A 25,361-nucleotide genomic window follows, 5' to 3' on the forward strand; every position below is an offset into this window, starting at 1 on the left:
AATACTAAAAAAAGCGCAAGTTCAAGACCTGCGCTAGAAATCTTCTCTCGGTGACAAGGAAGAGAATTTATTGTATTCCTTAATAAAGAGCAGTTCTACGGTTCCTCGTGCCCCGCTCCGGTTTTTCTCAATGATTACTTCGATTACGTTACGGTTAGCTAATGATTCTTCCTCCTCTTCACCTTCACGATCGTAATAATCATCACGATATAAGAAAGCAACGATATCGGCATCTTGCTCGATTGATCCTGATTCACGGATATCACTCAACACCGGACGCTTGTCTTGCCGTTGTTCAACCCCACGAGAAAGCTGTGACAAAGCAATGATTGGTACTTTTAGCTCTTTTGCCAGCTTTTTCAATTGTCGTGAAATTTCAGAAACCTCTTGTTGGCGATTTTCTCGTCCGGTTCCTTCAATCAATTGCAGATAGTCAATTAGGATCAAACCAAGATTGCCTTTTTCCTTGGCTAATTTGTGACATTTTGCTCGAATCTCAGATACTTTGATTCCGGGAGTATCATCAATAAAGATATTCGCACGAGACAGGCTTCCCATTGCAACGATCAGGTTTTGCCATTCTTCTTCAGACAGCTGCCCTGTTCGTAAGTGACTCGCTTCAATTGATCCTTCTGCACACAGCATCCGGTTCACTAAGGATTCTGCCCCCATTTCCAAACTGAAAATAGCGACTGATTTATCAGTTTTGGTTCCAACATTTTGGGCAATATTCAAAGCAAAAGCTGTTTTACCTACCGCTGGACGAGCAGCTAAAATAATCAGCTCTTCTGCCTGCAGACCCGCAGTCATTTTATCTAACGCTGCATAACCAGTTGGCAAACCAGTAATTTCTTCATCATTTCTAGCTAACTGGTCGATATTTTCAATCGCAGTATTCAAGACCTCACTGATGGTCAAAAAACCGCTCTTATTGCGTCGTTCTGATACTTCCATGATATTACGCTCGGCAGCATCTAAAATCGTTTGTACGTCGTCTCCTTGCTCAAAACCCTCGGTCACGATATTGGTAGCCGTTTGGATCAGATTTCGCAATAAGGACTTTTCTTCCACGATTTTAGCGTAATAGCCTACGTTAGCCGCTGTCGGAACGCTCAAAGCAAGTTCAGATAAGTAACTTAAACCGCCAGCATCTTCCAGCTGGTTTTGTTGTTCTAGTAATTCTTTGACCGTCACTACATCGATTGCTTCATTGCGATCGTTTAGTTGAATCATTGCTCGAAAAATCAGTTGATGACCGCGACGATAAAAGTCTTCTGGAACTATGTACTCCATGGCCGTGATTAAAGCATCGGTCTCCAAAAAAATAGAGCCTAAGGTCGCTTGTTCGGCTTCAATACTTTGGGGTGGAACACGATCTTGTAACATTTCGCTCATGTTTGTTTACGCTCCTCTTCGTCCATCTATTTTACAAAATCTGCTCACTAAATACAATAAAGAGTATAAGAGATTCTCGTAATTTCAAGAACTCTCATACTCTCTTGTAATTATTCCGTTTAAATAAATTATTCTTCCACTACATGGACTTTAATGATTCCCTCAACCTCTGTATGAAGTTTTACCGGAACTTTCGTATAGCCCAAAGTCCGAATCGGATTCTCCAATTCGATCTTGCGTTTATCAATTTTCAAATCATATTGTTTTTTCAAACCTTCAGCGATTTGTTTTGAAGGAATTGAGCCAAACAAGCGTCCGTCCTCGCCGCCCTTAGCTTTGATTTCTACCACAGTCTCTTCTTTCGCTAAAAAGTCCGCCAGTTTTTTAGCTTCAGCCAAAACTTCGGCCGCTTTTTTATCCTGGGCTTTCTTTTGTCCACTCAATTCAGAGATACTGCTTTTCGTCGCTTCCTTTGCTAGTTTATTCTTTAGCAGATAATTTTGCGCGTAACCTGTTGGGACTTCCTTGATATCGCCTTTTTTCCCCTTGCCTTTAACATCTTGTAAAAAAATTACTTTCATTCTTCTGTCCCCTCCGTTAACTGTTTATTAATGGCATCCAATAATTGTTCTTTCGCTTCAGCGATCGTACTATTCGATAATTGAGTAGCTGCATTTGTAAAATGCCCGCCGCCACCTAAAGCTTCCATCACCGTTTGGACATTAATCGTCCCAGAACTTCTAGCACTGATAGCAATCACGCCATCAGTTCTTTTGATGATCACGAAAGCCGCATTAATATCCACCATCGATAACAAAGTATCCGCGGTTTTGGCTGCCGTTACACTATCATACTCATGATCATCCGTCCCAGTAGCGACAACGATATCTTCTCTGACATAATCGCTCTCACCCACTAGCTTACTAATTTCCAAATAGGATTGGATATCGGTACTCAATAGATATTGTACTAAAGAAGCATCCGCTCCACAAGTCTTTAAATAACTAGCGACATCAAATGTTCGGGCTGTTGTTCGAACAGCAAAATTCTTAGTATCAACCGTAATACCAGCTAATAACAGTGTCGCAGCCATCTTACTCATTCTTTGCCGTTCATTACTCTCAAATTGGATCAGCTCTGTAACTAACTCTGACGCCGAAGATGCCGAAGACTCAATGTATGTGAGTAATGATTTTTCCGGGAATTCTTCTCCTCGTCGATGATGATCGATAATAACGATATTTTCAAATTGTTCATACAGATCCTGATCAATTGATAACGATGGACGATGATAATCTACCATAACTAATAAATCACCGGCTTTGCGCTGTCTTTTGGCGGCATCCGGAGAAATCAGTAAATCTTCCAACTCCCCGTTTTTATGAATTTCTGTCAAACAGCGTTCGACATCTGGAATTGTTTCATCCTCATTAATGACAATTCGAACTTTTTTATCATGATAGCGAGCTAAACAAGCAACGCCAAACGCAGAACCGATCGCATCCATATCTGGAAAACGATGTCCCATCACAAATACATTGCCTGTTTGATTAAAAACATTCTTCAAGGCTGTTGACATTGCTCGTGAACGCACGCGTGTCCGCTTCGCAGCACTTGCAGAGTTACCGCCATAGAAAACCGGCTTTTGGCCTTCTCCAGCATTTTTAACCACCACTTGATCGCCGCCACGAACCAATGCAATATCTAAATTATTTTGGGCTTCGTCACCAATCACTTCTAATGATTCTGTTCCATAGCTGATTCCCATACTGACAGTAATCAACATGTCTTGTTTTTCAGCCGAAACACGGATATGCTCTAGCAAATCAAAATTATTCTCGATCATTTTTTCTAAATCATCATAGCGAGCAAACAGAAAAAAGCGCTCTTCATTTACTCGTTTATAGAAAATCCGATAAGAATCCATCCAATCAGAAATAATCGTTGTAATGAAGGAATTTAAGTTTGATACTTCCTTATCGTCTCGACGATCAATTACATCATCATAATTATCTACTGAAAGAATTCCAACCACAGCTTGTTGTTGCTTTTCCTTATTTTCTAACGCATATTCCTTCGTGATATCAATTAGGTAAACAACGCGTCTCTCTTTGTTTAAATCAAAATGATAAAGAATATTATCTATTTTATAAATACTCTTCCCTTTTTCAGCCCGTTGCAGCAATTCATTGACCATATCTTGCTGGTCTTCTTTCGTCAAATGCTGAATCTTTTCTGTAATTGCCGGATTCGACCAAATGAAAGTATTGTCATCATCCCAAGTAATAATCCCTACAGGCATGTCATCAGATACATATTCTAATGCCTCTTCAGCATATCGAGAAGCATCTCGAATTTTCTGTTGATTGGTAATCTCAGTTTGTTTACGTAAAGCAATCATATAAAACCATAGTAAAAGATCGATTAATATAACGATTGCCGCTGATAAAATACTGAACGGCAATACGAAAATTGCGGCTAATTGAATCAGTAGTATGCAGAACAAGAAAAAGGACCATTTCATTCTAGGATTCCTTTTCATTTAGAACCTCCTAATTCATTTTACCTATTCATCCTGCTTTTCTATGCTAAAACCCTAACAAGCAAAATGATTAGACTAACAGTGTAATTTTATCACAATCTGCCTCAGCAAGCGACTTTCCTGAATGTTTCACGTGAAACACAAAAAAGAGACTTCGCGTTCGAAGTCTCTTTAAAATGACAGTTTAGTCTTCAGAAACGAATGCTAATAAGCCCATAATACGTGCGCGTTTAATAGCGATCGTTAATTTACGTTGGTTTTTAGCGCTTGTTCCAGTTACACGACGAGGCAAAATTTTACCACGTTCGCTGATGAAACGTTTTAGTAATTCAATATCTTTATAATCGATATATTCGATATGATTAGCAGCAATATAGTCTACTTTACGACGTTTGCGACCTCTTCTTTGTTGTGCCATTCCGTTTCCCTCCTATTCAATTGTTAGAATGGTAAATCATCATCTGAAATGTCGATAGAGGATCCACTAAATGGATCTGAATCTCGATCGAAGTCAGGCATAGTGTTCTTAGCTGACTGAGAGGATTGATTATAATTGTTGTTAAAATTATTTCCCCCACCTTGGAAGCTATCACCGGAACTTGGGTTCTGTTGACGTTGTTCACTTGCAGTACGAGATTCCAATAATTGGAAATTCTCAGCAACAACTTCTGTCACATAGACACGTTGCCCTTGCTGATTTTCATAATTTCTTGTTTGGATACGGCCAGTCACACCTAAAAGAGTTCCTTTGCGCGCATAATTAGCTAAAGTTTCTGCTGATTTCCGCCAAATTACACAATTGATAAAATCTGCCTCGCGATTCCCGCTTTGATTCGTAAAATTACGATTCACAGCTAAAGTAAACGTGGCAACACCTGTACCATTTGCGGTGTAGCGTAAATCAGGATCCTTTGTTAAACGACCAACTAGTACAACATTATTAATCAAAGTAAAGCCAGCTCCCTTCTCGTCAATTGTTTCACGTGAAACAATTATTCTTCAATCTTAACGATCATGTGACGAATAATATCGTCATTGATTTTTGCAAGACGATCGAATTCGTTAACTGCACTAGCTGTTGTTGGCGCAGTTGCATTGACGATATGGTAGATGCCTTCACGGAATCCGTTCATTTCGTAAGCGAAACGGCGTTTTTCCCAATCTTTTGAATCGATAATTTCAGCTCCATTATCTTTCAAGATTGTATCGAAACGTTCTACTAAAGCAGTTTTTGCTTCTTCATCAATGTTCGGACGAATGATGTATGTGATTTCATACTTCGTGTTTTGACTCATTGATTTTCACCTCCCTATGGACTATAAGGCTCTTAATTCTATTAAGAGCAAGGAGAGCGATCTAAATTTTATCTAGACTACTCACAAATATTCATTATACATAATCATCCTGCAAAAATCAAATGTTTCTTTACTTTAAGGTACGAAAAAAGACTGGAATTGCTCCCAGTCTTCAAACTTTTTTTACTCTTCTGTATCATTTTGTGCTTCTTCAGTAATTTCTGTTGTTTCTGCAGCCTCAACTGTCTCAGTCTCTTCGACTTCTTCGTCTTCTTTATCAACGATAGCCATCGTCACAACTTTCGTGTTTCCTTCCATCTTCATTAATCGTACCCCTAAAGTTGCACGACCTGTTTGTGAAACACTGCCAGCGTTGAAACGAATGATTACACCCTTATCTGTAATCAATAAAATGTCTTCATCACCAGTGACTGTCGTTAGTCCTGCCAGTGGACCATTTTTTTCTTTGACGTTAGCGGTCTTGATTCCTTTACCCCCACGACCTTTGACAGGATATTCAGAAGCTTTCGTCCGCTTACCATAACCTTTTTCGGTAATAACTAGAACTTCTTGATTTTCTTTCAGCACAGCTGAGCCGATTACATAATCCTCGTCTCGTAAACGAATCCCGCGAACTCCGCTGGCTGTCCGTCCCATATCACGAACAACTGCTTCTTTGAATGTTACAGAATAGCCATCATGGGTACCAATAATGATCGTTTCGTCACCTTCAGTGGACATTACATTTACTAATTCATCACCTTCACGCAATCCAATCGCAATCAGTCCATTAGCACGAATATTTGAGAAGGCCGTAACAGTTGTACGTTTGACCGTTCCTTTCTTTGTAACAAAGAATAAGAAATGACCATCTTCTGCTTGTCCATTCACCGAAATTACGGCTTGAATCGTTTCATTCGAATCAATTCCCAGTAGGTTGATAATTGGTATCCCTTTAGCTGTCCGTCCATACTCAGGCACTTCATACCCCTTCGCCCGATATACGCGTCCGCTATTGGTAAAGAATAGCAATGTATCGTGAGTCGAACATGAGATTAATGTTTTCACGAAATCATCATCGTGAATCCCCATCCCTTGAACTCCACGTCCACCACGACGTTGTGATCGAAACTCAGTTGATGCTACCCGTTTGATGTAGCCATTATTTGTTAGTGTAATGACAACATCTTCTTCTTCGATCAAATCTTCATCTTCAAGACTCAATACTTCACCGACTAATAATTCTGTACGACGTTCATCCCCAAATTTAGCAGCAATTTCTGCTAATTCCGTACGAATGATTTCTTCCACACGTTCAGGACGCGCTAAAATGTCTTCTAAGTCGCTAATTGTTTTTAACAGCTCTTGGTATTCATTTTCAATTTTCTCGCGCTCTAAGCCCGTTAAACGGCGTAAACGCATATCTAAGATTGCTTGTGCTTGACGATCAGATAATTCAAACCGTTCCATTAATGTCGTTTTAGCGACATCATCTGAAGCCGAATTACGAATCGTTGCAATAATCTCATCTATATGATCTAACGCGATACGTAAACCTTCTAAGATATGAGCACGTGCTTCGGCTTTTTTCTTATCAAAGATTGTTCGACGAGTAATAACAATTTTTTGATGCTCAATATAATTCTCCAAGATTTGCTTCAAGTTCAAGATTCTTGGTACACCTTTTTCAATTGCTAACATATTGAAACTAAAGGATGTTTGCAGTGATGTCATCTTGTATAAATTGTTCAAAATAACAGAAGCACTAACATCACGACGAACTTCGATGACAACCCGCATTCCTTCGCGAGAAGACTCATCACGTAAATCAGTAATGCCTTCTACTCGTTTATCTCGATGCAATTCAGAAATTCGTTCGATCAGTTTAGCTTTATTAACCATATACGGCAATTCGGTAACGATAATTCGTTCCTTGCCGTTCTTTTGTTCTTCAATCTCGATCTTCGCACGAACTGTAATTGAACCTTTACCTGTTTCATATGCTCGACGAATCCCTGATTTCCCCATAACTAAACCGCCAGTTGGAAAATCTGGTCCTGGAATGCACTCCATTAACTCTTGTGTCGTTGCCTCAGGATTTTCCATCAATAATTCAATTCCGGCTGTCACTTCTCTTAAATTATGAGGTGGGATATTCGTCGCCATACCAACTGCAATCCCTGTTGCTCCGTTCACTAATAAATTCGGAAAACGTGCTGGTAATACCACAGGCTCTTGTTCACTGTCATCATAGTTTCCTTGAAAATCAACGGTATCTTTATTGATATCCCGCAGCATTTCCATCGCGATTTTACTTAGACGAGCTTCGGTATAACGCATCGCTGCCGCACCATCTCCATCGACAGAACCAAAGTTTCCGTGTCCATCTACTAACATATTGCGGTAACTGAATGATTGAGCCATCCGTACCATTGATTCGTAAATCGCACTGTCACCGTGAGGATGATACTTACCCATTACATCCCCAACGATACGTGCCGACTTTTTATGCGGCTTATCGGGAGTGACTCCTAATTCATTCATTCCATATAAAATCCGACGATGAACGGGTTTTAAACCATCCCGTACATCTGGTAAAGCACGTGCCACAATAACGCTCATTGCATAATCAATGAAGGATTCTCGCATTTCACTGGTTAGATTGACGTCATGTATATTCTCTCTACGATCTTCCAAAATGATCCTCCTAGTTCGTGTTGCTAAATTTATTTTTCTTAAAAATAAATCTGATATTCATCACATCTATCGTTTCTCTAAATATCCAAGTTTTTAACATAATGTGCATTTTCTTCAATGAAGGCGCGGCGTGGTTCTACTCGATCTCCCATCAGCATTTCAAAGACTTGGTCAGCTTCGATTGCGTCATCGACACTGACACGCAACATCAAACGATTTTCTGGATCCATCGTTGTTTCCCATAATTGATGGTCATCCATTTCCCCTAAACCTTTATATCGTTGGACATTCGGTTTTGGTGACGCAGGTAATTCAGATATTTTCTGGGCTAATTCTTCTTCCGCATTTTTACCTGGTTGGATATAAGTAATATTTTTCCCTTGTTTGATACCGTATAAAGGAGGTTGAGCTATATAAACATAGCCTGCTTCTACGATCGGGCGCATATAGCGATAGAAAAGCGTCAGCAGCAGCGTCCGAATATGTGCTCCATCGACATCGGCATCGGTCATGATGACCAATTTATGATAACGTGCCTTTGATACGTCAAAATCGGCACCAAATCCAGTTCCCATTGCAGTAAACAAGGATCGAATTTCTTCGTTGGCTAAAATTTTATCCATCGAAGCTTTTTCCACATTCAAAATTTTTCCGCGGATCGGTAAAATTGCTTGGAACTCACGACTACGTCCTTGTTTCGCTGAACCGCCGGCAGAGTCTCCTTCGACAATAAACAATTCGCATTTTTCTGGATCGTTACTTGAACAATCGGCCAATTTACCAGGCAAATTGCTGATTTCTAATGCACCTTTTCGACGAGTGACTTCACGAGCCCGCTTGGCTGCTAAACGTGCTTTAGCCGCCAATATTCCCTTTTCAACAATTCGACGACCAACAGAAGGATTTTCCATCAAGAATTTCATGAAATTCTCTGAGAATAAACGATCTGTCACCGTACGAACTTCAGAATTTCCTAGTTTTGTTTTGGTTTGCCCTTCAAATTGCGGTTCTGGATGTTTGATCGAGATAACAGCTGTTAAACCCTCACGGACATCTTCACCAGAAAGATTCTCATCATTGTCTTTCATGATTTTTTGTTTGCGTGCGTAGTCATTAATGACCCGAGTCAAGGCCGTTTTGAAACCAAACTCATGTGTTCCGCCTTCGTAAGTATGGATATTATTGGCAAAACTCAAAATATTTGTATGATATCCATCGGTATATTGCATTGCGACTTCAACAGTAATATCCTGCTGCTCACCTTCTACAAAGACAGGCTCCTCAAAAATAACTGCTTTATTGTGATTTAAATGCTCTACATAGCTTTTAATTCCGCCTTCGTAATGGTACTCCCGCAAGACTGGTTTTTCTTCCCGTTTATCTTCAATCGATAGCTTCAAACCACGATTCAAGAAAGCTAATTCTCGCACCCGTGTTGCTAATTTTTCGAAGTTGAAAACTGTTGATTCAGTAAATATTTCAGGATCTGGTATAAAATGAACCGTTGTCCCGTGCTTTTCAGTCTCGCCAATTACTTTTAGATCATCTACAACAGCACCGCGACGATAATCTTGGAAATAAATTTTACCTTCTTTGAAAACACGAACGTCTAAACTTGTAGACAAAGCGTTAACAACAGAAGCTCCTACACCATGAAGACCACCAGATACTTTGTATCCGCCGCCGCCGAATTTACCGCCGGCATGTAAGATCGTAAAGACTGTTTCAACAGCTGGACGACCTGTTTTGGCTTGAATCCCAACAGGAATACCACGCCCATCGTCACTAACAGTAATACTGTTATCCTCTTCAACTACTACATGAATATGTGTTGCAAATCCGGCCAAAGCCTCATCAATGGAATTATCTACGATTTCCCAAACAAGGTGGTGCAAGCCTTCTGTGCTAGTGGAGCCAATATACATCCCTGGACGTTTTCGAACAGCTTCTAATCCTTCTAAAACCTGGATCTGACTGGCGTCATACTCTTGAGCGCGCTCTAGTAAACTCTTTTCCTCTTCTGTCATCTACGTTTCTTTCCTTTCTATCTGCCCTTGATGGACATAAAAAATATCCGGATGGACCGTCATTTTGCCCTTAACATGATTCAACGTTGTTGTTGTTAAAAACGTTTGAACCTTATTTTCGATCGTCTCTAATAAATGGATCTGACGATTGTCATCAAGTTCACTCATAACGTCATCTAAAAGTAAAATCGGATATTCGCCTGTTTCTTCTTTCATCAAATCAATTTCTGCCAATTTGACGCTTAATGCAGTTGTTCGTTGTTGTCCTTGTGACCCATAGGTCTGAACATTTTGCTGATTAACCTTAAAGATCAAGTCATCTCGATGGGGACCTAAAAAAGTATTTCCTTTGAATATTTCCCGCTTGCGATTTTTCTGTAGTTCATTTAGAAAAACATAACGAATTTTTTCAACATCTTCACTCTCTAGCGGGAGGCTAGCGTCATATTCAATTGCTAGAGTTTCTTTTTGATTGGTAATCTTACCGTGAAGATCATTGGACCAATACTCCAGTTTTTTAACAAAACGCAGTCGATTTGCTAAAACTTTACTACCAAAATCTACTAGCTGTTCCGTTAAAATATCGAGATATATCTCATCTGTCTGCTTCTTCTCGGATAATTGCTTGAGATAAAGATTGCGCTGCTTCAAAGTCTTCTGATACTGTGCCAAGTCATAAAGATAGACTGGATTGATCTGCCCTAATTCCATATCAATGAACCGCCGTCTCATTTGCGGACTTCCCTTTACTAAAGAAAGATCCTCCGGTGCAAATAAGATGACATTCAACTGGCCGATATAACTGCTCAATTTCTTTTGTTCGATATGATTGACTTTAGATTTCCGGCCTTTTTTTGTCAGCAATAATTCTAATTCCAACGCACTTGTTCCTCGTTGGATTCGACCTTTTATCTGAGCAAAATCATCTTCCCAGCCGATCAATTCTTGTTCACTGCTGGTTCGATGGCTACGAGTCAAAGCTAACACATAGATGCTTTCCAAGAGATTTGTTTTCCCTTGGGCATTCTCACCTAAAAAAATGTTCAATCGATTGGGAAATTCCAAGATAAGTTCTTGATAATTACGATAATTTCTCAACTCAAGCCTATTCAGCTGCATCTTGCTCTTCCTTATTTTTGACCATAAAAAAAGTTCCTACCTCAGGAATCTCAATCATCATTCCCGGATAGAGCTTTCGGCCGCGGCGATTTTCTAACTCGCCATCTACAAATACTGTTTCTTCTGCAAGAAACCACTTAGCTTGTCCACCGCTAGAGATTAAATTGATCTCTTTCAATAACTGACCAAGCGTCATGAACTCTGTTTCTAAAAAAATTTTTTGTTTCACATTCATCCCTCATTTTCATGCTAGAAACACCTCTTCATTATACCCCTTTTTAATCGATAAAACAAATTAGCTCGTTGTATTTTTCGTTTTAAGAAGTTCTAAGCCATTTTAATTAATTCACTCAAAAAAAAGTAAAAGGTCTTAAAATCGATTTTAAGACCTTTTACTGAAATTGCATCTTTTGCAAATTATTTTCATATTTTTCTAAAAACTTGTGAAACTCGTTATATTTTTTTAGTTTGTCCGCACAGGTGTAATCAATTGAATAAAGGAGACATCCCCTTCACTTGGTTCCAAAGTAAACGGACGAATCGCTGAAATAAATTGGACCTTGATGCTCATATCACCAAAAGCACGTAAAGCATCCTTCATGTAATCAGGGTTAAAGGAAATTTCTAACGGATCTCCACTAACCTTTTCATAAACCAATTCTTCCTCAACTTTACCGATTTCTGGCGAATTTCCGTAAAGAATAACTGAGTTATCGGCAATTGCTAAACGGACGATGTTATTACGCCCTTCGTGGGAAAGTAACGAAGCCCGTTCGATTGCTGCCAAAAACGTTGGGACAGAAAAAGTAATCTCCGTATTGAAGCTAGTTGGGATTAATCGATTCGTATCAGGATAATTTCCTTCCAGTAAACGAGAGTAGAAATACATCGTTGGCGTTTTAAATAGAACTTGGTTTTCCATGATGCTAATCTCGACTTCTGCTTCTTCATCAGATAATGAACGAGAAAGTTCAACTAAGCTTTTTCCAGGTATAACGATATCAAAATCAGTACTCGCGTTTTCTACAGGGACAATCCGTTGACTCAAACGATGAGAGTCTGTAGCAACTGCTAATAACTGGCCATTAGACATCGTGAAGTGAACCCCTGTCAAAATCGGACGACTTTCATGTTGTGAAACAGAAAAAACCGTTTCACCAATTAATTTTGTCAACATGTGGACAGGCAATTTCAACTGATTTTGTTCTTCAACAACTGGCAGATGTGGATAATTATCTGCATCTAATCCATTAACCGTAAAGTGAGCTGCTCCAGATGTAATTAACACTTGATGGTTTTCTTGGACTTCCAAAGTAAAAGTTGCTTCTGGCAAACGGCGAATAATTTCACTGAAAAAACGAGCCTGTAAAACAATTGTACCTATTTCAGCAATTTGTAATTCCGCTTTCTCATCATCAGCGGCTAAAAAAGTTTCAATTGAAATATCGGCATTACTACCTGTTAAATTCAGTCCTTCATTATTTAATTCAATTTTTACTCCTGTTAAGATCGGAATCGTTGTTTTAGTAGAGATTGCTCTTTGAACCGTTTGTAATTCTTGAATAAAGCGTGCACGATTAATCGTAAATTTCATAATGGAACTCCTTTTTTATTTTAATTGGTGTTACTTAAAAAAAATGAATCAGCTAATCTCAATCAATTAGATCAGCCCTTAAGTTTTTCAGCTGTAAGCTTTTTTTATTTATTTAATAATTTAAGTAATAAAAGTAGTAGGGCCTGTTAATGATGTGGAAAAAGTGAGTCAAAGCTTGAAATAATAAGTTTTACACTTGTGGATAAGCTGTGGACAAACAAGCTGTTCTTTGTCTTGTTTTCCACAAACTAGCCTAACAGCAGATTTTTGATTTCTGCGATTTCTTGTTGAATGTTGCTATCGCTTTTCATTAATTGACTGATTTTTTCGTGTGCGTGAATGACTGTTGTATGATCCTTTCCACCAAATTCAGCGCCAATTTTTGGTAAGGAACTTTCAGTCATTTCTCGAGCTAAATACATAGCGATTTGTCGCGGAACAACAATTGTTTTGACACGTTTCTTTCCTTTTAAATCTTTTAATTGGATATGATAGAACTTAGCGACTTCATCTTGAATTTTACTGATGGAAAGTTGTGAATTGCTGGTTCCTTTCAAACTTTTTAGAGCGTCTGCCGCGATACTAGTCGTGATATCAGCGCTATTCATCGTAGCGAAAGCTTGTACTCGAACCAGAGCGCCTTCTAGTTCACGGATATTAGAGTCAATTTGTCCCGCAATATAACTTAAAGTATCATCTGGGATTTCAAGATTTTCTGCCTGTGCTTTTTTCCTTAAAATTGCTGTACGCGTTTCTAGATCTGGTGGCGTGATATCTACTGATAAGCCCCAAGCAAAGCGAGAAACTAATCGTTCTTGTAACTTAGGTATTTCATTTGGTAGACGATCACTAGTTAGAACGATTTGCTTATTATCATTATATAAATTCTCAAAAGTATGGAAAAACTCTTCTTGAGTCGCCTCTTTGTCAGCAAAAAATTGAATATCATCTACTAATAATAAATCCACTTTTCGGTATTCCTGTCGAAATTCCTCCGAGGTTTTATTCTTAATTGAATTGATAAAGTCATTTGCGAATGTCTCACTAGAAACATATTTGACTTTTGCTTGCGGATTTATTGCAAGCATTTGATGTCCAATAGCATGCATCAAGTGGGTTTTACCTAACCCCACTCCTCCATAAAAGAAAAGCGGATTATAGATTGATCCTGGTTCTTCAGCAACCACTAATGCTGCTGCGTGAGCCATTTGGTTGCCTTTTCCGATTACAAAGGTATCAAATGTATATTTGGGATTGAGCATTGCTCGTTTTGTTGTTTCCATTTTGGGTGGTTCTTCTTTTTCCACAATGCTAACGGGCGGAGCTTCATCCGGTGTAACAAATAATGGCATAATCTCGTCCCCGGTTACTTTAAAGCCGATTTCGACGATTTTTGCAGCTAGATGTTTTTCCCAATAGCGCTTATGTAAGTCGCTCGTAACTTCGATCGTCAATTGATTATGAGCTAATGATAAGGGTTTAGCTGTACCTACCCATGCATCATAACTGGCAGGATTGAGGTCATTTTTATAACTGTCCTTCAATTCCTGCCAGAAATTGTCCAATGAGGTCAAATAAGTCGCCTCCTATTAATAAATTCAGATAGACATACTTTATCATTTTTTTTTAAAGTTTTCCACAACCAGAAACAAAATAGAAAGAAATTTCTCTTTTTCCACATAATGTATAAAAATACAAAAAAACTATCCACGTCTATGCAAAAACATATCCACAACTATTAGGAAAAATGTGGACAAATCACTTTTTCCACTGAAAAATGCACAAAACCGAAAAAAAGAAGAGCTTGATAGAAAAAGAATATAGGAACTTATTCACACAATTTATCCACCTTGTGGACAAGTTATCAAAAAGATAAAAAAGAGTGGAAAAAGCATTTGAAAATTCTATGCAAGTTTTTTTGTGGAAAAAAGTTTTACACAATTAATTAGAGTTTATCCCCAGATTTTGTGGATAAATTTTTCTTTTTGGTAATAAAAGAATCTTCAAATGAACAGCGTTTTTGCGAAAAATAAAGAGCTGATTTTTTGATCTGATAAAAAAATACAAGATGAAACATAAAATTTTAGCGAATTTCACTCGCTGTTTTCATTTCATGATTGACAAAGTAGGGAATGAGTCGTTATAATATTCGGGTATGTCTATGTAAAGTTAGCTATGGAGGTGTATTTTAATGAAAAGAACTTATCAACCCAATAAACGTAAACGTCAAAAAGTTCATGGATTCCGTAAACGCATGAGCACTAAAAACGGCCGTCGCGTATTAGCAAGCCGTCGTCGTAAAGGAAGAAAAGTACTTGCTGCTTAAGCCACTGCCGGTCAGTGGTTTTTTTTGTATCCAAAATGTGATTCTTAAGGAATTTTTCTGATAAATAAGGATGATTCCTTAATTTGAAGTATGGTATTATTGTCAGGTATAGATTTAAAAGAAACGAAGGAAACTAGATGCAGAAAAAATATCGGGTCAAAAAAGAACGAGAATTTCAAAAAGTGTTTGAAGAAGGTGCTTCTTTTGCGAATCGAAAATTCGTAGTTTACCGTCTAGAACCTTCTGGTCAAAAACATTTTCGAGTAGGTTTGTCAGTCGGTAAAAAAGTTGGGAATGCTGTAGCACGAAATCAAGTAAAAAGACAAATTCGAGCAGTTTTGCAAGAATTGAAAACTGAATTACCACCTATAGACTTTATCGTGATCGCTCGCCCAGCCACGAAAGATCTGCCTCATGATGAAATGCGTTCGAATCTTATACATGTCTTAAAATTAGCAAAAATATTAAGTTAGGAAGGAAACAGATGTAAGTGAAGAACTATAAAAAAATACTATTAATGACAGGATTGCTGAGTCTCGTCTTCTTGTTATCCGCCTGTGGAACTGGTGAAGTCAGTGCAAGCAGTAGCGGCGTGTGGGATCGTTATGTCGTTTATTATTTCGGCCAAGCGATTAAAGGGTTGTCCTTTGGTAATGTCGGAATAGGGATTATTCTATTTACAATCATCATTCGCATTATTTTAATGCCGCTTATGCATTTTCAAACAAAGAGTATGCGTAAAACACAAGAGTTACAGCCTAAGATCAAAGCACTCCAACAAAAATACAGTACACGTGATCAAGAGACACAACAGAAATTGCAAGAGGAAACAAAAAAGCTCTATGCAGAAAATAATGTGAGCCCTTACGCAGGCTGTTTACCGTTGTTAGTACAAATGCCCGTAATGATGGCTTTGTACCAAGCAATTTTACGAATTCCTGAACTGCGGTCTGGTCATTTTCTATGGTTGAACTTGAGTCAATCCGACCCATACTTTATTTTACCTATCCTTGCAGCAGTCTTTACTTTTGCAAGTAGTTATCTATCTAGCATGAGTCAGCTTGAATCTAATGCTTCATTGAAAATCATGAATTTTGCGATGCCAGTTATGATTTTTGTTATGGCATTAAATTTAGCAAGTGGGTTATCATTGTACTGGGTAATTTCGAATGCTTTCCAAGTAGTTCAAACGTTACTAATTAATAATCCTTTCAAGATTCGTCGTGAAAGAGAAGAAGCAGCTCGTCAAATTCGTGAAAGAGAACGTGCTCTTCAAAAAGCCAAGCATCCGAAGAAAAAACGGAAAAAATAAGACTATCCATCAACTATAAATAAGGAGGTTTAGAAAATGCCTGTTTATGAAGGACCATCGATCGACGAAGCAATTTCAAAGGGATTGCACGCTTTAGGGTTAAAGAAAGAAGCGGTCGATATCGAAATTTTATCAGATGCGAAAAAAGGGTTTCTAGGAATGGGAAAAAAAGATGCTCGTGTCTCGATTGAACCAATTATTGTTGAAAAAAATATCGTTACTTCCGAAGCGGCTGAAGAACCAATAAAAGAACAGTTTGTCGAGGAGAAGCTTGAAGAAGAAGTATCGAAGCCAATTGAAACAACAGACACACCTAGTCAATTAGTTGAATTGGATGAAGATGAGGCCGTCAAAGAATTGGCGCTTTACTTAACGAATATTACGAATGATATGGGTGTGCCTGCTTTGGTTAAGATTCAGCATGAAGCAAGTGGTTTGATTGTCATGAATCTAGAAACTAGCAAGCAGGGGATGCTGATTGGTAAACATGGTAAGATATTGAATGCTTTGCAGTATTTAGCTCAAGTCTTCTTACATCGCGTTGCAAAAGAAAAATTATCAGTAGTAGTAAATGTTGGAAATTATCGACAAAAACGTGAAGAAGTTCTAACGCGTTTAGCGCAACGAACGGCGGAAAAAGTTAAGGAAACAGGTCGTCCGGTATTTTTAGAACCAATGCCTGCCTTTGAACGAAAAATGATTCATTCTGCTTTGAGTAAAGATGAATATATCAAAACCCATTCTGAAGGTGAAGATCCTTATCGTTATTTGGTTGTTGAACCAGCGAAAAAATATTTCTAATTCTGTTTAAAATGAATAGTGCGGAGCATTTGACCTGCTCCGCACTTTTTTGTGATCTATTTTAGTTATAGAAGTTCTTAAACAAAATTTGAAAAAGCAGGTATTTTGGTAAGAAAACTTGAATTGTTGAAAGATCTATGCTAATCTAACACCAGAATTTTGTAGAAAAAGCAGTCAAAGTGCTCAATCTACTCCTTTTTCAAGGGGTGGAGTAGGCACTTTTTTTATGTTCTTAATTAATAGGAGGAAAACAAGTGGCAGAGATCACCTTAGAATTTGATACAATTGCAGCAATTTCGACTCCGCCAGGTGAAGGCGCGATCAGTATCGTGCGATTGAGTGGCGACCACGCAGTAGCAATCGCAGATAGTGTTTATCACAGCGGAAAAAAAAGTTTGTTAGATGTTCCATCACACACGATCCATTATGGACATATCATTGATCCAGAAGAACAAGAAGTAGTCGATGAAGTCATGGTAAGTGTGATGCGTGCACCGAAGACCTTTACACGTGAAGACATAGTGGAAATTAACTGTCACGGCGGTATTGTGGTAGTAAATCAATTGCTGCAACTAATTTTGCGCTCTGGCGCACGTTTAGCTGAGCCAGGTGAGTTTACTAAACGAGCATTTTTGAACGGTCGTGTTGATTTATCACAAGCAGAGGCTGTTATGGATCTGATTCGTGCCAAAACAGATCGAGCGATGAGTGTCGCGATCAATCAATTAGATGGCAATTTATCTCATCTAATTCGTCGTTTACGTCAAGAAATTTTAGAAACACTGGCACAAGTTGAAGTGAATATCGATTATCCAGAATATGATGATGTCGAAGAATTGACGACTCAATTACTATTAGAAAAAGCCCAACAAGTGGGTCAACAGATTGACGCGTTATTATTAAATGCCAAGCAAGGAAAAATCTTGCGCGAAGGTTTAAGTACCGCAATTATTGGTCGTCCAAATGTAGGGAAATCAAGCCTGCTCAATTATTTATTACATGAAGAAAAAGCAATTGTGACAGAAATTGCCGGAACTACACGCGATGTCATTGAAGAATATGTTAATGTACGCGGGGTTCCTTTGAAACTGATTGATACAGCAGGAATTCGTGAAACAGATGACGTGGTAGAACGCATTGGAGTAGAACGCAGCCGTAAAGCATTAGGAGAGGCAGATTTGATTTTGTTAGTCCTAAATCAAAGCGAACCCCTAACTGCGGAAGATAGAGAACTATTGGAAGCGACACAAGGATTAAAACGCATTGTTTTATTGAATAAAACTGATTTGCCGAGTCATCTATCGCAAACGGATCTTTCTGCATATTTGAGTGAAGATGAAGTCTTTTCAATCTCCGTTTTAGAGAAAGCTGGACTAGATCAACTTGAAGAAGCAATCGCAAAACTTTTTTTTGGCGGTCAAACTGGAGAAAAAGATGCCACTTACGTATCGAATACTCGTCATATCGCACTACTAGAAAAGGCTGGACAATCATTAAACGAGGTTCAAAATGGCATTATGGCGGGTATGCCTGTAGATCTTGTCCAAATTGATATGACACGCTGTTGGGATTATTTAGGTGAAATCGTTGGAGATAGTGTGCAAGATGAATTAATCACACAATTATTTAGTCAATTTTGTTTAGGAAAATAGTAAAGGAGCGACTATATGGAATATCAAGCAGGAAGTTATGATGTGATTGTTGTTGGTGCGGGTCATGCGGGTTCTGAAGCGGCTTTAGCAACAGCGCGCATGGGACAAAAAACCTTGTTGATAACAATCAATTTAGATATGGTAGCATTCATGCCATGTAATCCATCTATTGGTGGACCGGCTAAAGGAGTGGTCGTACGAGAAATAGATGCACTTGGTGGTGAGATGGGACGTAACATAGACAAGACATATATCCAAATGCGGATGTTAAATACAGGGAAAGGTCCAGCAGTACGCGCCTTGCGTGCTCAAGCGGACAAGCATGCATATGCAGAGGAAATGAAACACACGATCGAAAAAGAAGAAAAATTAACTTTGAAGCAGGGAGTCGTCGATCGTTTAGTTGTTGAAGAGGGTATTTGCAAAGGTGTTGTCACTTCAACAGGTGCAGTTTATTCAGCGAAGGCTGTAATTATTACAGCAGGGACGGCTTTGCGCGGGGAGATTATTATCGGCGAATTAAAATATTCTTCAGGTCCTAATAACTCTCAGCCATCAATCAAACTAGCTGATCATTTACAGGAATTAGGTTTAGAAATTCATCGTTTTAAAACCGGAACACCGCCGCGAGTGAAATCTGGTTCTATCGATTACAAAAAAACAGAGATTCAACCTGGCGATGAAAAACCTAATCACTTTAGTTATCAAACGCCAGATAGTCAGTATTTAACGGAACAAATTCCTTGTTGGTTGACCTATACGAATCCCAAAAGTCATGAAATCATTCAAAATAATCTGCATCGTGCACCGATGTTTACAGGTATTGTAGATGGGGTAGGGGCTCGTTATTGTCCATCAATTGAGGATAAGATTGTACGCTTCGCAGACAAAGAACGTCATCAATTATTCTTAGAACCAGAAGGACGTAATACAGAAGAAGTATATGTCCAAGGGTTATCAACTTCACTGCCAGAAGATGTTCAAAATGACGTTTTACATTCGATTGAAGGTTTAGAAAACGCTGAAATGATGCGGACAGGCTATGCCATCGAATATGACATGGTAGCTCCTCACCAATTACGCCCAACTTTAGAGACGAAAGTGATCGAAAATCTCTATACTGCTGGACAAACCAATGGAACTAGCGGATATGAAGAAGCTGCTGGTCAAGGATTAATGGCTGGAATCAATGCTGCTTTGAAGATTCAGGGGAAAGAACCATTTATCATGAAACGTAGTGATGGATATATTGGTGTCATGATTGATGATTTAGTAACTAAAGGAACCAATGAACCGTATCGTTTATTGACTTCACGAGCAGAATATCGTTTGATTTTACGTCATGATAATGCTGATTTACGTTTGACTGAAATTGGACATAAGATCGGCTTAGTTGAAGAAGAAAGCTATCAAGCATACCTAGTTAAAAAGGCGCATATCGAAGCAGAGATAGCTCGTTTACAATCAATTCGCATAAAACCCACTGCTAATGTTCAAAGCTTTCTAAGAGCTAAAAACAGTGCAGAATTGAAAGATGGTGTTTTAGCGAGTGATTTCTTGAAACGGCCAGAAATCACTTATCAAGAATTGTTACAATTTATTCCAGCAAATGCTGATTTGACAGGAAAAGAAGTTGAACAAGTTGAGATCCAGATAAAATATGAAGGCTACATAAAAAAAGCGATGGAAAAAGTTGAAAAGCTGAAGCGGATGGAAGCCAAACGCATTCCAGAGCGAATTGATTATGAGGCAATCAATGGGTTAGCAACAGAAGCAAAGCAAAAATTACAAAAAATTCAACCTGAGACAATCGCTCAAGCCAGCCGTATTAGTGGCGTAAACCCTGCAGATATCAGTATTCTAATGGTGTATGTGGAGCAAGGAAAGATAGCGAAGGTTGATAGTGAAACGATCTAATGTAATAGTATATTAAAAGAGATCAGCCCCGTAATATAAAGGGGCTGATCTCTTTTTAAAAGCATAGTTAAGTTAATTGGATGTTCCATGTGAAACACGCAAGTTATTTTTTAAGATCAAGAGGCAAATTTGCTTGTAAACAACGTTAAAAATAACGATTTTCTAACGAGAGAGTTTCTTATTTCCCTCAATCTAATCATTTTTGATTCTGCGGCAATAATCTGCTCTGGGGCAAAAGCCTCTACGTAGAATAGAAACAAAGAGCTGATCAGAAATATAGTTATTCACCTCTAATAGAGAGTTAAAGGAAATAGTAATTAGAGTATCTTCAGTGTAATTTTCGCGCTTTTTTGTGATGTAAACAGTAAAATTATTACTTCAGCTCATCTCTAACATTTACGCCATCACTGCGATTTATCAGCTATTATAGCTTTACTTTCAACTTGAACATAAAGAAATCTATGATAAAAAAATCGCTTTGTTCAACCGTTCTCAAGCTAAGCGCTTTCTAAAATGCGTTTTTGTGAATAAATACACATTTATTGGTCTCTGATACAGCATTTTATTTGATAGGCAATTATCAAAATTAGAATAAGGATAGGTTGATTGATTTTTTGCTGATAACTCGTTTGTTCAATTTGAATATTTTTATGAAAAAGTATTCCTCATATAGACTTTAATGATCTAGAATTTAGCAAGGGAAAATAAAAAATATGAAAAAAAAGTTCATGACAACGTTCTAGGAAATATTAAAAAAGGAGAATAAAGCTTTCTTAATCTCTGTGTGAAACATACGTAAACCATTGCATGTAAAGCAATAATGCGTTAAAGTAGAGAATAGTCTGTGAAACATTTTTCTGTTTCACGAAAATGAAAGGATTTCTTATGACACCAGAAGAATTTCAAGCGAAATTAGGCAAGCAGGGAATTGAATTATCTGCAAAGCAGATGGATCAGTTCGCGTCCTACTTTCACTTATTAATTGAATGGAACAAAAAAATGAATCTCACTGCGATTACTGAACGTGAAGAGGTCTACCTAAAACATTTTTATGATTCCATTACATTGGCTTTTTCTGAAGCGTTCACAGCGAAAGCAAAGTTATGTGACGTTGGTTCAGGTGCTGGGTTTCCTAGTTTACCATTAAAAATTGTTTTTCCAGAGTTAGAGGTCACCATCGTGGATTCCTTAAATAAGCGAATCACATTTTTGACAACGTTGGTAGAGACTTTAAAATTAGAAGATGTGTATCTTCATCATGATAGGGCAGAGTCTTTTGGGCAAAATTCTGAGTTTCGTGAAGCTTTTGATTTTGTGACCGCACGAGCAGTGGCACGTCTGAATGTTTTAACAGAATTATGCTTGCCGTTAGTCAAAAAGAATGGCTACTTTTTTGCTTTAAAAGCAGCAAAAAGTGAAGAGGAATTAGTAGAAGCGAAACCGGCAATTGCTTTATTAGGCGGTAAGCTCCTCCAAGCTGAAGATGTTTCATTACCAAATGGAGATACACGGCACATTATTACAGTGCAGAAGAAAAAAGATACACCGAAAAAATATCCACGTAAACCAGGCCTACCAAACAAACAGCCATTAAAGTAGTTTAAATGGATAAACATCACTTATTTTCTTTTGGAAAATAAATACTTTAATATGAACTAGGAGGAAATTAGATGGCACGGATCATATCTGTTGCAAACCAAAAAGGCGGAGTTGGAAAAACAACTACGACTGTCAATTTGGGAGCGTGCTTAGCTCAAGACGGAAAGAAAGTCTTATTGATTGATAGTGACGCACAAGGGAATGCTACAAGTGGTTTAGGTGTGCGCAAACCCGATGTAAAACAAGATATTTATGACGTTTTAGTCAATGAGGTTTCCATTAAAGAGACGATTATTAAGACATCACGAGAAAATTTGTCAATCGTTCCTGCGACTTTACAATTAGCTGGAGCGGAGATCGAATTAACTTCTATGATGGCTCGTGAGTCACGCTTGAAAAGTGCTTTAGCAGAAGTAAGCGATGAATATGACTTCATTTTAGTAGATTGTCCACCATCATTAGGACATTTAACAATTAATGCCTTTACAGCTAGTGATGCGATTTTGATCCCGGTTCAATGTGAATATTATGCGTTAGAAGGGTTAAGCCAATTGTTGAACACGGTTCGTTTAGTTCAAAAACATTTCAATCCTGGTTTAGAGATTGAAGGCGTATTGTTAACTATGTATGATGCTCGAACAAATCTTGGTGCGGAAGTGGTTGAAGAAGTTCGTCGTTATTTCCAAGAAAAAGTCTACGATACAATTATTCCGAGAAATGTCCGTTTATCTGAGGCACCTAGCCATGGCAAACCGATCATCGATTATGATCCACGATCAAAAGGTGCTGAAGTTTATCAAGCTCTAGCAAAGGAAGTGTTAGTTCGTGAGCAAAAATAAAGGATTAGGTCGAGGAATTGATGCTTTGTTTCAAGATCTTTCTGAAATTGAAGAAGTCGATATAAAAAACGATCAAGTGGTTGAAATACCTTTGAGTGATTTGCGCCCCAACCCTTATCAACCGCGAAAATCATTTGACGAAACGTCTTTGCAAGAGTTAGCTAATTCAATCGAGCAATCAGGCGTCTTCCAACCGATTATTGTGAGAAAATCAGCTGTAAAAGGGTATGAACTAATTGCTGGTGAACGTCGTTTTCGTGCTTCAAAATTAGCAGGAAAAGAAACAATCCCTGCGATTATCCGCGAGTTTGATGAAGAGGCAATGATGCAGATTGCTGTATTGGAAAACTTACAGCGGGAAGATTTGAATCCATTGGAAGAAGCCGAAGCTTATGAAATGCTGATGAAAAATTTGAAATTGACGCAAGCGGATGTAGCCAACCGATTAGGGAAAAGCCGTCCGTATATCGCCAATTATTTACGCTTATTGACCCTGCCTAAACTGGTGAAAGAAATGGTACAGGACGAACGTTTGTCAATGGGGCAAGCTCGGACCTTACTAGGGTTAAAGAAAAAAGATCAAATCTTGAAACTAGCAAATCGCGCAGTAAAAGAGAATCTGACAGTGCGTCAATTAGAACAGATTGTTACTGAATACAACGAGGGAAAAGCGAAAGATAAGAAAAAAGGTCCTCGATTAACCAAGGAAAAACCTTACTATTTAAGAGAAAGCGAAGATCGTTTGATGGATAAATTTGGAACGGGTGTTGAAATCGTTGAGAAAGACGGTAAAGGCAAAATTTCAATCGAGTATTTGTCACCATCAGATTTGACGCGTATCTTAGATATTTTGAATATTCATTTTGATGAATCTTAGACAATATATATGAATACGAAATGGGAGGTTTGCCAGATGTATGATTTAGGTGATATCGTTGAAATGAAAAAACCGCACGCTTGCCAGACAAATCGCTGGGAAATCATTCGTATGGGAGCGGATATTAAAATTAAGTGTATCAATTGTGGTCATATCGTCATGATGACAAGACGCGATTTTGAGAAGAAAATGAAAAAAATCCTTGAGAAGAAAGTTGATCTATCTCAGAAATAATTCTTAACAGAGAAAGAGTGAAGTAGAACATGGCCTTAACAGCCGGAATTGTGGGATTGCCAAATGTTGGTAAATCTACCTTATTTAATGCAATTACGAAAGCAGGAGCGGAAGCTGCTAACTATCCTTTCGCGACGATTGATCCAAACGTTGGGATGGTAGAAGTTCCTGATTGGCGTCTAGAGCGTTTAACTGAATTAGTCCATCCGAAAAAAACTGTTCCAACAACATTTGAATTTACGGACATTGCTGGAATTGTGAAAGGAGCTAGTAAAGGTGAAGGGTTGGGAAACCAATTTCTAAGCCATATTCGTCAGGTAGACGCCATTTGTCATGTGGTGCGTTGTTTTGACAATGAAAATATCACGCACGTTGAAGGACGAGTAGATCCATTAGAAGATATTGAGACAATCAATTTAGAATTAGTTCTAGCCGACTTAGATTCTGTAAATAAACGCTATACTCGTGTAGCGAAAGTAGCTAAAACTAAAGAAAAGAATGCGGTGGCAGAACTAGCAGTTCTGGATAAATTAAAGCCTGTTTTAGAAGAAGGACAATCTGCTCGTACGATTGAATTTACTGAAGAAGAGCAAAAAATTGTTAAGGGCCTATTTTTACTAACAAGTAAACCAGTACTTTATGTAGCAAATGTTGATGAAGATACTGTTGCTGATCCTGACAGCAATGAATATGTGCAAACCGTGCGAAATTTCGCTGCTAGTGAACATTCAGAGGTGATCGTTGTTTGTGCCGAAGCGGAGGAAGAAATCGCTGAGTTGGACGATGAAGACAAAGCAGAATTCTTAGAAGCAATGGGAATTGAAGAGTCTGGATTAGATCAATTGATTCGAACAGCTTATGACCTATTAGGGTTAGCAACATATTTCACTGCAGGTGAGCAAGAAGTTCGAGCATGGACGTTCCGAAAAGGTACTAAAGCTCCTCAAGCAGCAGGTATCATCCATACTGACTTCGAACGTGGCTTTATTCGAGCTGAAACAGTATCATTTGATGACTTAGATAAATACGGCAGTATGCATGCGGCGAAGGAAGCTGGACGTGTGAGATTAGAAGGAAAAGATTATGTTGTGCAAGACGGCGATGTCATGTTGTTCCGTTTCAACGTTTAGGGAGG

Annotated in this window: 23 protein-coding genes; 11 read left to right on the top strand and 12 right to left on the bottom strand. The window is 38.4% G+C overall.

Features of this window, described 5'->3' with window-relative positions; genetic code table 11:
- Positions 1 to 33: 33 nt before the first annotated feature.
- The 12 genes from dnaB to dnaA form a co-directional block, all read right to left on the bottom strand.
- On the bottom strand, positions 34 to 1,395 hold the full coding sequence (gene dnaB, locus IGI52_RS14035; RefSeq protein WP_016179294.1) for a replicative DNA helicase: 1,362 nt from the start codon (positions 1,393 to 1,395) through the stop codon (positions 34 to 36).
- A 128-nt stretch (positions 1,396 to 1,523) separates the two neighbouring features.
- Complete coding sequence (gene rplI / locus IGI52_RS14040) at positions 1,524 to 1,976, bottom strand: 50S ribosomal protein L9 (RefSeq protein ID WP_016179293.1); 453 nt, start codon at positions 1,974 to 1,976, stop codon at positions 1,524 to 1,526.
- A complete protein-coding gene (locus tag IGI52_RS14045; protein ID WP_137438813.1) occupies positions 1,973 to 3,937 on the bottom strand; it encodes a DHH family phosphoesterase in 1,965 nt (654 codons plus the stop codon). The genes rplI and IGI52_RS14045 overlap by 4 nt, the downstream gene beginning before the upstream one ends.
- 184 nt (positions 3,938 to 4,121) lie before the next feature.
- Positions 4,122 to 4,355: a 30S ribosomal protein S18 gene (rpsR, locus tag IGI52_RS14050; RefSeq protein ID WP_010747412.1), complete on the bottom strand. Its 234-nt coding sequence runs from the start codon at positions 4,353 to 4,355 to the stop codon at positions 4,122 to 4,124.
- A gap of 23 nt (positions 4,356 to 4,378) precedes the next feature.
- Positions 4,379 to 4,885, bottom strand: a complete 507-nt coding sequence (gene ssb / locus IGI52_RS14055; RefSeq protein ID WP_016179291.1) for a single-stranded DNA-binding protein — start codon at positions 4,883 to 4,885, stop codon at positions 4,379 to 4,381.
- 44 nt (positions 4,886 to 4,929) lie between these two features.
- Positions 4,930 to 5,232: a 30S ribosomal protein S6 gene (gene rpsF / locus IGI52_RS14060; protein ID WP_010742561.1), complete on the bottom strand. Its 303-nt coding sequence runs from the start codon at positions 5,230 to 5,232 to the stop codon at positions 4,930 to 4,932.
- A gap of 183 nt (positions 5,233 to 5,415) precedes the next feature.
- The gene (gene gyrA, locus IGI52_RS14065) at positions 5,416 to 7,929 is read right to left on the bottom strand and encodes a DNA gyrase subunit A (RefSeq protein ID WP_070505114.1); all 2,514 of its coding nucleotides are present in this window, start codon (positions 7,927 to 7,929) and stop codon (positions 5,416 to 5,418) included.
- A 77-nt stretch (positions 7,930 to 8,006) separates the two neighbouring features.
- Complete coding sequence (gyrB, locus tag IGI52_RS14070; protein WP_049220787.1) at positions 8,007 to 9,956, bottom strand: DNA topoisomerase (ATP-hydrolyzing) subunit B; 1,950 nt, start codon at positions 9,954 to 9,956, stop codon at positions 8,007 to 8,009.
- Positions 9,957 to 11,075 carry a DNA replication/repair protein RecF gene (gene recF, locus IGI52_RS14075; protein WP_311872122.1) on the bottom strand — a complete coding sequence of 373 codons (1,119 nt, stop codon included), beginning with the start codon at positions 11,073 to 11,075 and terminating at the stop codon, positions 9,957 to 9,959.
- Positions 11,062 to 11,304, bottom strand: a complete 243-nt coding sequence (yaaA, locus tag IGI52_RS14080) for a S4 domain-containing protein YaaA (RefSeq protein ID WP_010747417.1) — start codon at positions 11,302 to 11,304, stop codon at positions 11,062 to 11,064. Before yaaA ends, recF begins: the two co-directional genes overlap by 14 nt.
- A 234-nt stretch (positions 11,305 to 11,538) precedes the next feature.
- Positions 11,539 to 12,669: a DNA polymerase III subunit beta gene (dnaN, locus tag IGI52_RS14085; protein WP_311872124.1), complete on the bottom strand. Its 1,131-nt coding sequence runs from the start codon at positions 12,667 to 12,669 to the stop codon at positions 11,539 to 11,541.
- A gap of 248 nt (positions 12,670 to 12,917) precedes the next feature.
- Positions 12,918 to 14,243 carry a chromosomal replication initiator protein DnaA gene (dnaA, locus tag IGI52_RS14090; RefSeq protein ID WP_048721465.1) on the bottom strand — a complete coding sequence of 442 codons (1,326 nt, stop codon included), beginning with the start codon at positions 14,241 to 14,243 and terminating at the stop codon, positions 12,918 to 12,920.
- A gap of 617 nt (positions 14,244 to 14,860) precedes the next feature.
- Between dnaA and rpmH the strand changes: the two genes are divergently transcribed.
- The 11 genes from rpmH to ychF all read left to right on the top strand — a co-directional run bounded on the left by rpmH (position 14,861) and on the right by ychF (position 25,356).
- Complete coding sequence (gene rpmH / locus IGI52_RS14095) at positions 14,861 to 14,995, top strand: 50S ribosomal protein L34 (RefSeq protein WP_006703104.1); 135 nt, start codon at positions 14,861 to 14,863, stop codon at positions 14,993 to 14,995.
- Positions 14,996 to 15,132: 137 nt separating this feature from the next.
- Positions 15,133 to 15,468 carry a ribonuclease P protein component gene (rnpA, locus tag IGI52_RS14100; protein ID WP_048721468.1) on the top strand — a complete coding sequence of 112 codons (336 nt, stop codon included), beginning with the start codon at positions 15,133 to 15,135 and terminating at the stop codon, positions 15,466 to 15,468.
- Positions 15,469 to 15,485: 17 nt separating this feature from the next.
- Positions 15,486 to 16,307 (top strand): YidC/Oxa1 family membrane protein insertase, encoded by an 822-nt coding sequence (locus IGI52_RS14105; RefSeq protein ID WP_048721470.1) that lies wholly within the window; start codon positions 15,486 to 15,488, stop codon positions 16,305 to 16,307.
- Between the two features lie 36 nt (positions 16,308 to 16,343).
- Positions 16,344 to 17,108, top strand: coding sequence for an RNA-binding cell elongation regulator Jag/EloR (gene jag / locus IGI52_RS14110; RefSeq protein ID WP_048721472.1), 765 nt, complete (start codon positions 16,344 to 16,346; stop codon positions 17,106 to 17,108).
- A 254-nt stretch (positions 17,109 to 17,362) separates the two neighbouring features.
- Positions 17,363 to 18,760 carry a tRNA uridine-5-carboxymethylaminomethyl(34) synthesis GTPase MnmE gene (mnmE, locus tag IGI52_RS14115; RefSeq protein WP_049220791.1) on the top strand — a complete coding sequence of 466 codons (1,398 nt, stop codon included), beginning with the start codon at positions 17,363 to 17,365 and terminating at the stop codon, positions 18,758 to 18,760.
- 15 nt (positions 18,761 to 18,775) lie between these two features.
- Positions 18,776 to 20,677 (top strand): tRNA uridine-5-carboxymethylaminomethyl(34) synthesis enzyme MnmG, encoded by a 1,902-nt coding sequence (mnmG, locus tag IGI52_RS14120; protein WP_311902059.1) that lies wholly within the window; start codon positions 18,776 to 18,778, stop codon positions 20,675 to 20,677.
- Positions 20,678 to 21,562: 885 nt separating this feature from the next.
- Positions 21,563 to 22,276, top strand: a complete 714-nt coding sequence (gene rsmG, locus IGI52_RS14125) for a 16S rRNA (guanine(527)-N(7))-methyltransferase RsmG (RefSeq protein WP_311872127.1) — start codon at positions 21,563 to 21,565, stop codon at positions 22,274 to 22,276.
- 71 nt (positions 22,277 to 22,347) lie between these two features.
- Positions 22,348 to 23,115 (top strand): ParA family protein, encoded by a 768-nt coding sequence (locus tag IGI52_RS14130; protein WP_016179279.1) that lies wholly within the window; start codon positions 22,348 to 22,350, stop codon positions 23,113 to 23,115.
- Positions 23,102 to 23,992, top strand: coding sequence for a ParB/RepB/Spo0J family partition protein (locus tag IGI52_RS14135; RefSeq protein WP_048721577.1), 891 nt, complete (start codon positions 23,102 to 23,104; stop codon positions 23,990 to 23,992). The genes IGI52_RS14130 and IGI52_RS14135 overlap by 14 nt, the downstream gene beginning before the upstream one ends.
- A gap of 36 nt (positions 23,993 to 24,028) precedes the next feature.
- The gene (locus IGI52_RS14140; protein ID WP_016179277.1) at positions 24,029 to 24,226 is read left to right on the top strand and encodes a DUF951 domain-containing protein; all 198 of its coding nucleotides are present in this window, start codon (positions 24,029 to 24,031) and stop codon (positions 24,224 to 24,226) included.
- A 29-nt stretch (positions 24,227 to 24,255) separates the two neighbouring features.
- Positions 24,256 to 25,356 carry a redox-regulated ATPase YchF gene (gene ychF / locus IGI52_RS14145; RefSeq protein WP_016179276.1) on the top strand — a complete coding sequence of 367 codons (1,101 nt, stop codon included), beginning with the start codon at positions 24,256 to 24,258 and terminating at the stop codon, positions 25,354 to 25,356.
- Positions 25,357 to 25,361: the final 5 nt, after the last annotated feature.

Origin of the sequence: Enterococcus sp. DIV0187 (genome assembly GCF_051713785.1) — a bacterium.
Taxonomy (GTDB): Bacteria; Bacillota; Bacilli; order Lactobacillales; family Enterococcaceae; genus Enterococcus_A; species Enterococcus_A avium.